The 13,738-nt window shown below is 49.5% G+C and carries 8 protein-coding genes; 5 read left to right on the top strand and 3 right to left on the bottom strand.

Going from position 1 to position 13,738, the window contains the following annotated elements:
* Positions 1-428 precede the first annotated feature (428 nt).
* Positions 429-647 carry a cold shock domain-containing protein gene (locus tag ABIC80_RS24285; protein ID WP_242389633.1) on the bottom strand — a complete coding sequence of 73 codons (219 nt, stop codon included), beginning with the start codon at positions 645-647 and terminating at the stop codon, positions 429-431.
* 269 nt (positions 648-916) lie between these two features.
* On the opposite strand from ABIC80_RS24285, the gene cspF reads away from it, so the two are divergent.
* The 3 genes from cspF to ABIC80_RS24270 all read left to right on the top strand — a co-directional run bounded on the left by cspF (position 917) and on the right by ABIC80_RS24270 (position 10,215).
* Positions 917-1,129, top strand: coding sequence for a cold shock-like protein CspF (gene cspF, locus ABIC80_RS24280; protein ID WP_429178854.1), 213 nt, complete (start codon positions 917-919; stop codon positions 1,127-1,129).
* A 181-nt stretch (positions 1,130-1,310) separates the two neighbouring features.
* Positions 1,311-1,475: a YnfU family zinc-binding protein gene (locus ABIC80_RS24275; RefSeq protein ID WP_222837286.1), complete on the top strand. Its 165-nt coding sequence runs from the start codon at positions 1,311-1,313 to the stop codon at positions 1,473-1,475.
* Positions 1,476-1,632: 157 nt separating this feature from the next.
* Complete coding sequence (locus ABIC80_RS24270; protein ID WP_429178853.1) at positions 1,633-10,215, top strand: GH36-type glycosyl hydrolase domain-containing protein; 8,583 nt, start codon at positions 1,633-1,635, stop codon at positions 10,213-10,215.
* A gap of 19 nt (positions 10,216-10,234) precedes the next feature.
* On the opposite strand, the gene ABIC80_RS24265 is transcribed toward ABIC80_RS24270, so the two are convergent.
* Positions 10,235-10,468 carry a hypothetical protein gene (locus ABIC80_RS24265; protein ID WP_054804618.1) on the bottom strand — a complete coding sequence of 78 codons (234 nt, stop codon included), beginning with the start codon at positions 10,466-10,468 and terminating at the stop codon, positions 10,235-10,237.
* A 215-nt stretch (positions 10,469-10,683) separates the two neighbouring features.
* Here ABIC80_RS24265 and lpxP point away from each other — a divergent pair, with 215 nt between their 5' ends.
* On the top strand, positions 10,684-11,592 hold the full coding sequence (lpxP, locus tag ABIC80_RS24260; protein ID WP_042717741.1) for a kdo(2)-lipid IV(A) palmitoleoyltransferase: 909 nt from the start codon (positions 10,684-10,686) through the stop codon (positions 11,590-11,592).
* 335 nt (positions 11,593-11,927) lie between these two features.
* On the opposite strand, the gene ABIC80_RS24255 is transcribed toward lpxP, so the two are convergent.
* Positions 11,928-12,845: an AraC family transcriptional regulator gene (locus ABIC80_RS24255; RefSeq protein ID WP_013199736.1), complete on the bottom strand. Its 918-nt coding sequence runs from the start codon at positions 12,843-12,845 to the stop codon at positions 11,928-11,930.
* Between the two features lie 14 nt (positions 12,846-12,859).
* Between ABIC80_RS24255 and ABIC80_RS24250 the strand changes: the two genes are divergently transcribed.
* The coding region (locus ABIC80_RS24250; protein WP_429178851.1) for an aldo/keto reductase at positions 12,860-13,738 on the top strand (879 nt) is incomplete at its 3' end.

Below are 13,738 nucleotides of genomic sequence, written 5' to 3'. Positions count from 1 at the left end.
TTCGTCGGAAAAACGCTTCTTCATGGGGATGTCCTCATGTGGCTTGTGAAGACATTACTAACATCGGTGTGTATTAATCAACGGGGAGCAGGTCAAGCACATAAGGGCAACGCTGTTATGTCTGGCGATGAACATTTTCGGGAAGATGTTACTGAGGGGTGATGAGATTCGCATAGTACGGTGTAGGGCGATAAAACTCCGGTTGGCGTAATATGCATTTCGGTTATCAGCTTGTATAAAGTGAAAGTGGAGGTATTGCCACCATGAGAGTCATCAGACCTGAGTCAAAAAATGAAAAATTTGTGTAAGGCTGTAATCAAAACATACGCTGACAAGATATGCTGAATATTATCGTGTTCCACAGAATGATTTTGTTACTCTGTCTTCTCAGCAGTAAATTTTAGTCGCTGTCGCCGACTCGGGAATATTTATTTATCGCAAAGCGTTACACTGGCGGCAGTCAGCCCTTTTTCTCCGCGCTGGATAGCGAATTCAACTTTTTGTCCTTCAAAAAGTGTCTTAAAGTTATCACCAAGAAGAGCAGAAAAATGTACGGGTACATCCTTCCCGCCATCGAGAGGAGAAATGAAACCAAAGCCTTTTTTTTCGTTAAACCACTTTACCAGGCCTTTACTTCGTGATGACATACTGACTCCTCGTAAATGATATAAAGTTGATAGTAAACGAGTACCACTAACCTCAGGATTATCAAAAGATACCAGCAGTTGTCCTAAATAATGTTTGCTGCCCGCTGTTATGTTTGATACTTCGTCTCGATGGAGGTCATTAACACATGGCGCGTAATAATTAGCAATTTCTATTTTTATAACATAGAAATGCTTGCAGGAATGAATTAAAGGTGGATTTAAGGTTTTTTTCAGCGTATGGTTGTTGCGAATTTAAAAAAGGAATTAATTTGTCGCGTAAAATGACTGGAATTGTCAAAAGTTTTGACATTCTTAGTGGTAAAGGTTTCATCATCCCATCAGATGGCCGAAAAGATGTTTTGCTTCATGTTTCTGCTGTTAGTTGCGGCGAAACAAATCAGCTCATTCCCGGGCTCCGTATTGAGTTTTGTCGTATCAATTGCCTTAGTGGTCCTGTTGCAGCGAATATTTACTTAGCATGAATATCATACAATTAGAGGGTCTGATTGGTTTCATTCACCCTTTTTCCCCATAAATGTCGTCTAAAAGTAGCTCCCCTTGTTTTCTCCCTTTTGTAGATTAAAACTGATGAATACAAATTAAGCGTTCAATTTTTAATCAGGCATGATAAGCTGAAGCTCCTTCATTGAAAGGTTAATCAGAATGTCTATTATTGATTACGCAATGAAATTCATCAGTGGTGCATCGATGACCCCTGTCATCTGCCCCGTCTGTGGCTTCCGGTCATCTCAATCTCTCGCGAAAGTTCGCCGTAAGCAAGCAATGCTGTGCCCGGGATGCAAGGCGCTGTTTGTCTCGTCGCCTTAATCCTTGCACTCATTCGACCATTAGCCCGGTGTTCGCGGACTTAAATCATATTCCCGCAGCTGTTGAATCCCTGATGCCTCACGCCCATCCTGAGAGAACGTTTCTGAACTGATTTCGCAACTGCTCCTGCGCGCTAACGTCGCATCAGAGCAACTCTATGAAAATGAACCCCCGGACGTGGTTTAACCGCTCCCAGTTTCCGGTACAGGTCGCCGGATACGTTACCTTTCCGGCGAACTATGCTGACGATGAATCCAGTCAGCGATCAGAGCTTTTTTCGAACGCTCAGATGGAACGCTATGGAAAGATACTGGCACACACACATAAATTATCGCCCGATAAACTTCCATATTATCTTCTGAAACGACTCGCGGACAACGAAGCTGTCATCACACAAAACTGCTACGAGCTTAATGCCGGGATAAAAACGAGCGTCATGCCTGCAGGGGAATGGCTGCTTGACAATTACTACCTGATTGAAGAGCAAATCCGTACTGTCCGCCAGCATTTGCCGAAAAGTTTTGGTAAAGGCCTTCCCTCGCTGATGTCACCCTTCAGTTGCCCACGAGTTTATAATATTGCCTCAGAGGCCATTGCTCACGGTGATGGGCGCTGGGACGTAGCCAGCCTGACCAGTTATCTCACGGCCTATCAGCAGGTGACCCCGTTGACATTAGGCGAGGTCTGGGCATTGCCGGGGATGCTGCGACTTGCTTTGATCGAAAATGTTCGGCGTATCAGCATGGATGTGATAAAGGCTCAGCGTGAACGTAACCTTGCAGGTACATGGATTACTAAAATTTTCGAATGTGCCGAAAATAAGCCTGCTGATTTGATTACGGTAATTGCCGATATGGCGCGCTCCCGGCCACCGATGACCAGTGCATTCGTTGCAGAACTTGTGCGGCGCCTGCAGGGACATGGAAACGTGCTGTCCTTACCTCTGACCTGGGTTGACCAGTGCCTTGCAGAACAGGGGATAACAAGTGAGTCGCTCATACAAAGCTTTAGTCAACAACTTGCTGCCAGCCAATTGTCCATCAGTAACAGCATCGCAGGGCTGCGGTTACTGAGCGAAACGGACTGGGCCGATTTTGCGGAAACGATAAGCGTCGTCGAACAGGTACTGCGCAATGATCCTGCCCGTATCTATCCCGGGATGCATTTCGATACCAGGGACCATTATCGCCATATTATTGAAATTCTTGCGAGACACAGCGACTTCAGTGAGCCTGAGGTCGCTACCATTGTGCTTGCGCTTTCAGCGGAAACAGCGCCGGAAACACTGGAGCATCACGTTGGCTTTTTTCTGGCAGGCGAAGGCCGGCAGCAACTGGAACTTCATCTGTTGGCTGAGACCTCGAAGCTCATACGTATTCGGCACAGTTTTAACAGAATCACCCTGCTGTCATGGCTTGGAAGCTTGGCATTGTTAACTACCGCAACGGCAGCGGAAATTTTACACGCAACGTACCTGCAGGGCGCAGACTGGCTATTGATCGCCATAATATTACCTCTGATTATCGCGCTGACCCAGTTAATGAGTGATTTGTTGAGTGATGCAACCACCCGTTTTCGCCTTCCTCGCCCATTACCAGCAATGGACTTTTCATCCGGTATTCCGGCTGACAGTGCAACCATGATCGTGATGCCATGCATGCTGACGAGTCAGGAAAGTATCACTACGCTCCTCACAAGCCTTGAAGTCTGCTGGCTGGGAAATCAAAACGAATACCTTCGTTTTGCTTTGCTGACCGATTTCGCTGATTCAGCAAATGAACCAACACCTGAAAGTAATGCTCTTCTCAGGCAGGCCATAGACGATACGGCGGCGCTTAACAGGCGTTATCCTTCCAGCCGCCCAAGATTTTATCTGCTACACCGACAGCCTGAATGGAATCCGGTTGAGGGAAAATGGATGGGATATGAACGCAAACGGGGAAAACTGGCATTGCTTAACAGGTGGCTGCGCCGTCCCGGGACACAGTTCATCAGTGCCGCAGGCATGCCAGCCCATCTTTTACCAGGCCATATTAAATACGTCATCACACTGGACAGTGATACGGTATTGCCGCGCGATACCGCGCACAAACTGGTTGCCACAATGGCACATCCGCTCAATAAGCCAGAGTACGATCCGGTTCTCCAGAGGGTTGTCAGAGGTTTCGGCATTTTGCAACCCGGCCTCGCGGAAGAGATACCTCGTAACGGGCAGGGGCGTTATGCCGCGATGCGCAGCAGCGTACCTGGCAGTAATCCCTATTCGATGATGTCTTCAGATATTTATCAGGATCTCTTTGGAGAGGGATCGTTCGTGGGCAAGGGTATTTATGATGTCGATATCTTTGTTCAGGCCACCATTAACGCCTGTCCTGAAAATCTGGTTCTCAGTCATGATTTACTGGAAGGATGCTATGCACGCTCTGGACTATTGAGTGAAATCTTGCTTTACGAGCAGTACCCCAATAATTATCTTTCAGATGTCGCACGTCGCTCACGCTGGATACGGGGAGACTGGCAACTGCTTAACTGGCTGAGGCCACGCGTCAGAAAAGCAAATGGAAGCCATGATAAAAACCCGTTGTCCGCACTTTCTTACTGGAAACTTGTCGATAATTTGCGTCGCAGCCTGGTTACTCCTTCTTTACTGTTATTGCTATTTTTCGCCATGCTTTGGGCACCCAATCCGTTTTACTGGCTTGGTACACTATCGCTTATCTGGCTGCTGCCTGCCATGCTCGCCATCATGCATGACCTTCTGCATAAACCGCTTCGTCGCCACTTTAAAAAGCATTTTTTACTGGTAGGGGCAGGGGCATTCAGACGTCTTTCAGGGACAGGGCTCAATTTGGCGATATTACCGCATGAAGCCGGATATTCTTTAAAAGCAATTGTTGTGACCTTGTGGCGTCTGAGCATCAGCAAACGCAACCTGAGCCAGTGGGTTAGCCACAACCCAGATAACAATCAGGGCAGAGCCTCTGTTGCTCGTTTTTATCAGGCAATGTGGCTGAATGTTATATGTGCCCTTGCACTCACACTTCTGACCGCAAAATTTTCACCTCAGCTGCTGCCGGTTGCTTTCCTGATCACCCTTTTATGGTGCCTGGCCCCGCTGTTGATGTACTGGCTGAGCCGACAGCCAGTACATAAGGTATTTTCACCAAATGAAAAACAAAAAAAACTGTTGCGCCAGACGAGTCGTGAAATCTGGGCGTTTTTTGAGACTTTTGCCACTGAGAAAGAGAACTGGCTTCCACCTGACAATTACCAGGAAAAACCGCAACCGACTACTGCTCACCGCACTTCGCCTACCAATATCGGCCTTTCCCTGATGGCTAACCTCACGGCCTGGGACTTTGGTTATCTGTCCGGGGGAGAGGTGCTTCGGCGCGTGTCGCTCACGCTCGATACGCTGGATAAACTGGAACACTACCGTGGCCATCTTTACAACTGGTATGACACCCTGACGCTGGCCCCTCTCAGCCCACGTTATATTTCGAGCGTTGATAGCGGTAACATGGCGGGTCACTTGTTGACGCTGCGTGAAGGACTGTCCGCCATGCGTCATCAGCCTGTTTTAAATACCCAACAGATACTTGCCGGGCTGAACGATACACTGGATATTCTCGATAAACAGTGGAGCCAGAGTCCACCCTTGAGTCTTCCGTTGTTACGAAAACACTGCCTGATCGCCGAGTCGCTTCCCGCACATGTGTTTTTCAGCGAGCTGAAAAAGATGCGCATCCATTGCAAGAACCTGGTAACACAAAGTCACCAGGGAACTCCACTCCAGCAGCGCTGGGCAGGACATCTGGAACATCAACTGGTACAGTTTTGCCACGAATGGTCGTTTCTGCTCCGCTGGTTACCAGCCTCCTGGAACGAACAGACACTCCCTACTCTGGGCTGGCTCGCCAACGCGACCTTTAACGGTAAAGGAAGCCCCCCTGCATCAACGACGCTGCTGGCCCGGATGAGACTGAATATTATCACCGAGCTTGAACAGCGACTGGATGACCATTCACGGATGGATTTCGCCTTTCTGTACAATGAAGCAACCAGCCTGCTCAGGGTCGGTTATAACTGTGATACGAATACACCCGACAAAAGTCATTACGATCTCCTGCCATCTGAAATTCGCCTGACCAGTTTTCTGTCCATCGCAACTAATCAGTTGCCGCTTAAAAGCTGGTACGCTCTGGGGCGGCTGTTTACCACGATTGATAATGAAACTGCCCTGATGTCATGGAGCGGTTCTATGTTTGAATACCTGATGCCAAATCTTGTAATGCCCTCCTGGCCTGGTAGCCTGCTCGATGAGATGAGTCGATCTGCAGTCATGCGCCAGGTTGACTGGGGAAAAGAACGCGGTGTGCCATGGGGCGTATCGGAGTCCGGCTATCATGCCTTTGATGTTCAGCATAATTATCAGTACCAGGCATTTGGCGTGCCTGGCCTTGGTCTTCGCCGGGGTCTTGCCGATGACATGGTTGTCGCCCCTTACGCCACTCTGCTTGCATTAATGATCTCGCCTCAGGAAGCCTGTAGAAATTTGTTCAGGCTGGAAAAAAATGGAGCACGTGGCGAATATGGTTTTTATGAAGCACTGGACTATACCCCCTCACGTCTCACAAGCGGGCAATTGTATGCGGTAGTACAGTCATGGATGGCACATCACCAGGGTATGGCGTTTCTGGCACTGGCTAACGTGCTGCTTGACGCTCCCATGACTGAGAGATTTATGTCCAGTAAGGTATTCCGGTCTGCGAGCCTGCTTTTACAGGAGCGAGCACCGGATGCTATCAACCTTTACAGTCCCCGCCGTCATTTTGAATCTCATGAGGGCAGGATCAGCCCCGTTCGCCATGAGCCCCGGATTTTCAATGGTGTGGACTCGCTGGCCCCGGATATTCAGCTACTTTCCAACGGTCATTATCATCTGATGGTGACTGCGGGTGGGGGAGGCTACAGCCGCTGGAATGATATTGCTCTTACGCGCTGGCGCAGTGATACCACCCGCGACAACTGGGGGGCATTCTGTTTTATCCGTGATACGCAGACTGGCGACGTATGGAGCAATACCTGGCAACCCACGGGAAACACTACAGAACAAATCGAAGAAGTGATATTTACTGACGCAGGCGCTGAATTCAGCCGCACTTTCAGCGGACTTGGTGTTAAAACTCAGATCGTGATTTCGCCGGAGGATGACATTGAACTTCGGCGACTCACACTGACTCATCGTGGCCGTCATCCCCGCACACTTGAGCTGACAACCTATGCTGAAGTAGTACTGGCACCCGATGCAAGCGATCTGGCGCACCCGGCTTTCAGCAACCTGTTTATTCAGACTGAGCTGGAGCCTGATCGGGATGCCATCCTTTGCCACCGTCGCCCTCGCTCGCCGGATGAACCTATTCCCTGTCTGTTTCACATGATGGTGTTGCGTGGCGATAACCGTAAACCCGTCTCGTTCGAAACGGACAGGGCTAAATTCCTTGGCCGTGGCAGAACCCCTGCAGATGCCCTTGCCATTGAGGAAGGAGGGGAGCTCAGCAACACCTCAGGATCTGTATTGGATCCGGTACTGGCCATACGCCATGCCATTATTCTGCTGCCAGGCCAGCCGGTCACGATCGATATCATTTATGGCATCAGCGAAAGCCGCCAGAAAAGTCTGGCGTTGCTGGAAAAGTATCGTGATTACCATATTGCGGATCGTATGTTTGAGCTGGCCTGGTCTCATAGTCTGGCTGTCCTGCGCCAGATGAACGCCAGTGAAGATGATGCCACTTTGTTTAATCGTCTTGCGAGCGCAGTGCTTTACCCCAGTCCGGAATTGCGTGCCGAAAGCAAGGTCATCAGCCGTAACAGACGCGGTCAGTCCGGCCTGTGGGGCTGGGGAATTTCAGGTGATCTGCCTGTAGTGCTGCTCCGTATTACCAGCGAGGCTGGTATCGGCTCTGTTACCACACTGATTCAGGCACACCGGTACTGGAGACAGAAAGGGCTGAAAGTGGATTTGGTTATCATGAATGACAGTCCCGGGGGCTACCAGCAGGGCTTACAAAATCAGATTATGGATTTAATTTATGCCGGTTCCGAAGCCAGTCTGTTGGATAAAACGGGAGGACTTTTTGTCCGTAATGGTGAGCATCTCTCCGCTGAGGATAAGCAGCTTCTGTTGAGCGTTGCCTGCCTTTATCTTGATGACCGTGCGGGGGATATTAATGAGCAGCTAAACCAGCGTATACAGACCTCAAAACCCCGTACCAGAGCAATCATTCCGTATAGAGAACCGGGAAGTAATCAACACACTGACTGGACGCCAGAAACCCATCTGTTACGTCATTTCAACGGGTATGGTGGATTTTCTCAGGACGGTCGCGAGTATCAGATTGTCCTGCGGGAAAATAATATGACACCGGCGCCGTGGTCGAACGTACTGGCAAATTCTCGTTTTGGTACCGTCATTTCCGATACCGGACAGGCTTACACCTGGTATGAAAATGCGCATGAATATCGGCTAACACCTTGGGAGAACGATTCGGTGAGCGATCGCAGCGGCGAAGCGTTTTACCTGCGCGATGAAGAGAACGGTCAGTACTGGTCACCGACGGCGCTCCCTGTTCGCGGCCGCGGTGATTACCTGACCCGACATGGTTTTGGCTATAGTGTCTTTGCGCATAGAGAAAGTGGAATCGACAGTGAGCTGACTGTCCTGGTCGCCGAAGAGGCACCTGTTAAACTGGCACTTCTGACGCTCAGTAATAATTCAGGGCGAACACGTAAAATTTCCGTTACTGGCTATGTGGAGTGGACGCTCGGGGAATCCCGAACCCGCTCAGCCCTTCATGTTGTGACACATGCGCCCAGTATTCATGGGTGTTGCGCAGTGCTGGCTAACAACTTTTACGGTGATAATGGTGGCGAACGCACTGCATTTTTTGCCGTAAGCGGTAACCATTATTCTCTAACGGGTGACCGCCGCGAATTTATTGGTCGTAATGCTTCCCTGCAAAATCCCTCTGCTATGAAACTGCACAGACTTTCAGGTAAAACGGGAGCTGGCCTCGATCCGTGCGGAGCTGTACAGTCCGCCGTCACACTAATTGACGGGGATCAAAGGACGTTTATTTTTGTACTCGGTACAGCTGAGAATCATGCCAGCGCTCAGGAAACGCTTGTCCGTTACCTGAATGAGGATACGGTCCGCCAGGAGCTGAACCGGGTTCACACCCACTGGCATAACGTGCTAGATAAAATTGTGGTTAATACGCCCGACACCTCTGTGAACTTGCTTGTCAATGGCTGGCTGTTATACCAGACAGTAGCCTGCCGGCTTATGGCCCGCAGTGGTTACTATCAGTCAGGAGGTGCGTTTGGTTTTCGCGATCAGCTGCAGGATACGATGGCCCTGAGTCATGTCGATCCGAACCGTATGCGTGAACAGATAATACTTTGCGCATCACGGCAGTTTACTGAGGGAGATGTGCAGCACTGGTGGCACCCACCTCATGGCAATGGTGTACGTACGAGCTGTTCTGACGACTACCTGTGGCTTCCGCTTGCTGTCTGCCACTATGTGGAAACTACGGGGGATAAAGATATTCTGGAAATATGCATCCCTTATCTGGAGGGGCGGACACTACAGCCTGGTGAGGAGTCTGTTTATAACACGCCTGTCATCAGTGACACTGAAGATACGCTCTGGTTGCACTGCGTAAAAGCTGTGGAGCATGGGCTAAATTTTGGAGAGCATGGACTGCCGCTTATGGGGGCAGGCGACTGGAATGACGGGATGAACCGGGTTGGTATTGAAGGTAAAGGAGAAAGCGTCTGGCTGGGCTTCTTCCTGTATGACATCCTGACCCGGTTTTCGGCACTGGCGGAAAGCAGGCACGATGACAATATGGCCTCGATGTGTCGTTCGCAAGCCCTGCTCCTGCAAAACAACCTCGAAACCCATGCCTGGGATGGTGAATGGTACCGGCGCGGGTATTTTGACGATGGTACTCCCCTTGGCTCGAAAGCCTCGCAGGACTGCCGGATTGATGCGATTGCGCAGAGCTGGTCTGTACTGTCGGGGGCTTCAGGCAGGGTACGGCGCGCTCAGGCCATGCAGGCGCTGGATAAGCACCTTGTTGATAAAGAGGGTGGATTGATAAAACTTTTGGCACCCCCTTTCGATGGACACGGCCCTAACCCGGGTTATATTCAGGGGTATCTGCCCGGAGTTCGGGAAAACGGGGGACAGTATACACATGGCGCCATCTGGGCAGTGATGGCATTTGCCAGAATGGGGAATGCTGAACGGGCCTGGCAACTCTGGTCGATGCTCAACCCGATAAACCACACGTCGAATACAAAAGAGGTTGCGGTTTATAAGGCAGAACCTTATGTCATGAGCGCTGATGTTTACAGCGTTGCTCCGCATACTGGCCGGGCAGGATGGAGCTGGTATACCGGTTCCGCCGGCTGGGCCTGGCGTCTGCTTACCGAGGAATTACTGGGGATAAAACGCTTTGGCAATGCCTTTACTGTCCATGCCCTGCTCCCGGATGAGTGGACTTCTTTCTCTATGGCATATCAGTATGGCGAAAGTCATTATCAGATAAGCATCTTACGCGGTGAAGGAGAATACAGGGTTACGCTTAATGGCATTCTTCTGCCCGATGACAGAATACCACTACATGATGATGGGAAAAACCATACGGTGGAGATCATTCAGCACTGATAATGGTACCAGATGCGCATTAACGTCTGCCGTTAATGCGCTGATTATCTCTGAGAACATCAATCGCGGTCTGCATGGCGACTTTATCATCCCGCCTTTTCTGCTTGTCCTGCGTGACCTGAAGGTATTCGAGTAAGGTTCGGGTATTGATCGGTCGGCCCTGCTTACCCACTGCAAGCACAGCTTCGCCAAGAATAATTTTTACTGGCGGAAGCTGTGCCGGGTACCAGTCAAGGGTGTCTTCTGATTTCATTATAAATTTCTCATGGAAGGGTATTGTATCATAAGTCATACCATTTGATTTTTAATGTCTGATGCAATGATTCAAAAAATATATTTAAAACTCAAAGCAGTTATTTTTCTGAATTTACTCCTGCAGAGTTGTCTAAACACTATGTCACGCTAAAGATAAAATGTTTCATGATTTTTTCCTTATGCGTAGAATTTTCATTTGCTTTAAGGGAATCCATGCTGCAACCCTTCACCAAGAAATTTCTCTATCCCCGCTACTGGCTTATCTGGACTGGCCTGGTCTTGCTCTGGCTTATCGTTCAGCTTCCTTATCCTGTGTTACATATTCTTGGCACTGGACTTGGAAAATTATCCAGGCCCTTTATGAAACGCCGGGAAAGTATTGCGGTCAGAAATATTGAACTCTGCTTTCCAGAAATGACACCATTTGCCCGAAGCCAGATGGTCACTAAAAACTTCGTTTCTCTCGGGATGGGGCTGATGGAAACAGGCATGGCCTGGTTCTGGAGTGATGCCAGAATCAAAAAATGGTTTGATGTAGAAGGAATAGAAAACCTGACCAATACAACACGAGGCGTAATGGTTGTTGGAGTTCATTTCATGTCTCTTGAATTGTGCGGAAGGGCTATGGGGTTATGTCATCCTATGATGGCTACGTATCGCCCACACAATAATGCTCTGATGGAATGGATCCAGACTAAAGGGCGTATGCGGTCGAATAAAGCTATGATAAACCGACGTAATTTATCCGGTTTTGTTCATGCACTCAGGGCAGGTGAGGCGGTATGGTTTGCACCTGATCAGGATTATGGTTCTAAAGGAAGTGTTTTCGCACCGTTTTTTTCGGTAAAAAAAGCAGCGACGACAAACGGAACATATGTGCTGTCAAAACTTGCCGGTGTTGATCTAATCACTCTTTGCTTGATTCGACGGAACGACAAAAAAGGATACAACATGTATATCAGCAGTGTGTTATCAGACTATCCTGAGGGGGATGAAATCGCTGCAGCCACGTATATAAACAAGATAATCGAAAGTGAAATCCTGCGTGCTCCTGAGCAATATCTGTGGATGCATCGTCGGTTTAAAACCCGCCCGAAAGACGGGGGGTCATTATACGAATGACCGTTCTCACATGCTGTTTCTCTTTCTGGCTATGACATTCAGGTGGTTCTGAAATCTATTGCCTGGCCGGGAGTAACGTCTCTCTGTCCGGTCCGGCAGGCTCATTTTTTTGTCTGTAAACACTAATGAACAACGGATTTGCTTGAGCACTGACCAGCGCACGTATCTTAAAAACTATTTTCGCTGATCTGCAATGTCCGCTTTTCGCTCACAGCGGACGTCAGCTCCATGTCAGTCCGCTTTGTGCCAGAAGCGGACGTTGTATCTTTGCACGCTGCGATAACTTTTTGATAATTTTGCAAACGCATTAAAAAGACAATTATCAGAGTGGCCTCTTAAGTGTTCTTATGCAGATTGCGGTAGCCTCCTGGCGTTCTTCCGGTATGACGTTTGAATGCCAGCGAAAAAGAGGGAACAGATTTATATCCGGTTAATCTTGCTATCTCACTAATACTTAAGTGATGTTTCCTGAGTTCAGCGCATGCCAGCTCCATTCGCCATGACGTCAGATAATTCCCGGGCGTTGAACCGGTAAGCTGGTGAAACCGACTAGCGAACGCACTGCGGGACATGGCTGATTTAGCAGACAGACTTGCCAGCGTCCAGTCTGCAGATGGAGAAGAATGTATCAGTGACAGTGCGGTTCCTATTTTCCTGTCACCGAGCGCTTTCAGCCAGGATGTCCCTTTCTGATTACCCTCTAAGTATTCCCTCAGCATCTGCACCAGAACAAGTATTGCCATGCTACTGGCCACAATGTCGTGTCCGGGACGAAGCGCTGATGTTTCATGCGAAAGCAAAGTGATAAGGGCGGTGAGTGCAGGAGAAGAACTTTCCTCTCGTCGTGAAACCAGAACCGGAGGCAGATGTTTTAAAAGCAGCGGGCTGGAAGCCTCCTCAAATACGAATCTTCCCCCAATCCCCTCACTGATAAGTTCTCCCTGGCCGTAGCGGACCACGCCATCCGCTTCACGGTGAGAAGAGAATATCTGCCGTCCGTCACTCACCATCAATGCCGGACTTGAGCCACAGCAGTAAGCGTCACCCGAGGTCAGAAGATAGAAGTCCCCTTTTTCAAGCAGCAGAGGCTGCATTCCGACCATCCAGAGCCAGAAGTTCCCCTCAAGCACAGTGCCGAACTTAATGTGTTTATAAGAGGGAAACCGCATTGCCCAGGGGCCACGTGCTTCCATACGGGCCGTAAGAATGGCCTCTACCTTCAGGAGTGAAAGAATATCAGACAGCGGATCCATAACATCCTGGACGAATGAATAATAAAAAAGGGATTTCTATAATAAAAGAAAGCTTTTATCTGCGTCATTATCATTTGGAGCTTAACGGAGAAAACCAAATGAAATACGCAGAACTGGGTAAAACAGGGGTTTATGTTTCACGCATTTGTCTCGGGACGATGACATTTGGCGGGGCGGATAATGCCGCCGGTAATGCCATCGGCCGTCTGACGGGCAAAGAGGCGGATATTATCGTTGGTGAGGCGCTGGACGCCGGCATCAATTTTATTGATACCGCCGATGTCTATGGTTCGGGGGGCTCTGAAAGCGTGCTGGGCGAAGTGCTGGCGCAGCGCCGCGGTCAGGTTTTCCTTGCAACAAAAGCGCACAGCAGAATGAATGCGGGCCCAAATGATGCAGGCCAGTCGCGCTATCACTTGATGCAGGCGCTTGAAGCCAGCCTGCGGCGGCTTAAAACCGATCACATTGACTTATATCAGGTTCACAACTTTGATGCTGCAACGCCGCCTGAAGAGGTTTTACGGACACTGGATGATATGGTGCGACAGGGTAAGGTCAGGTATATCGGCTGTTCGAATTATGCGGGCTGGCAGCTTGCCAAAGCCCTGGGTGTCTCGGCTGAACATAAGCTTGAGAAATTTGTCAGCGTACAGTCTTTTTATTCGCTGGCCTGCCGCGACATTGAGCATGAACTCCTGCCGGCAATCAAGGACAGCCACAGCGGACTTCTGTGCTGGAGTCCACTGGCAGGCGGGCTGCTTTCAGGCAAGTTTGATCGCAGCGGCAATCATGACGCTTCGGGCAGGCGCGCGAAGATCGAATTTCCACCCGTCGACAAGAACCAGGCATGGGATATCGTGGATGTGCTCAGAGCAGTTTCTGAAAAACACAAC

The sequence above is a fragment of the Kosakonia sp. 1610 genome (assembly GCF_050435845.1).
GTDB classification, from domain to species: domain Bacteria; phylum Pseudomonadota; class Gammaproteobacteria; order Enterobacterales; family Enterobacteriaceae; genus Kosakonia; species Kosakonia cowanii.
This window is presented reverse-complemented; position numbering and strand designations above follow the sequence as displayed.

Bases quoted from the DNA above. Each gene is read 5' to 3' on its own strand.
- ABIC80_RS24285 (WP_242389633.1), bottom strand. From the start codon at position 647: ATGTCATCACGAAGTAAAGGCCTGGTAAAGTGGTTTAACGAAAAAAAA.
- ABIC80_RS24275 (WP_222837286.1), top strand. From the start codon at position 1,311: ATGTCTATTATTGATTACGCAATGAAATTCATCAGTGGTGCATCGATG.
- ABIC80_RS24270 (WP_429178853.1), top strand. From the start codon at position 1,633: ATGAAAATGAACCCCCGGACGTGGTTTAACCGCTCCCAGTTTCCGGTA.
- ABIC80_RS24265 (WP_054804618.1), bottom strand. From the start codon at position 10,468: ATGAAATCAGAAGACACCCTTGACTGGTACCCGGCACAGCTTCCGCCA.
- lpxP (WP_042717741.1), top strand. From the start codon at position 10,684: ATGCTGCAACCCTTCACCAAGAAATTTCTCTATCCCCGCTACTGGCTT.
- ABIC80_RS24255 (WP_013199736.1), bottom strand. From the start codon at position 12,845: ATGGATCCGCTGTCTGATATTCTTTCACTCCTGAAGGTAGAGGCCATT.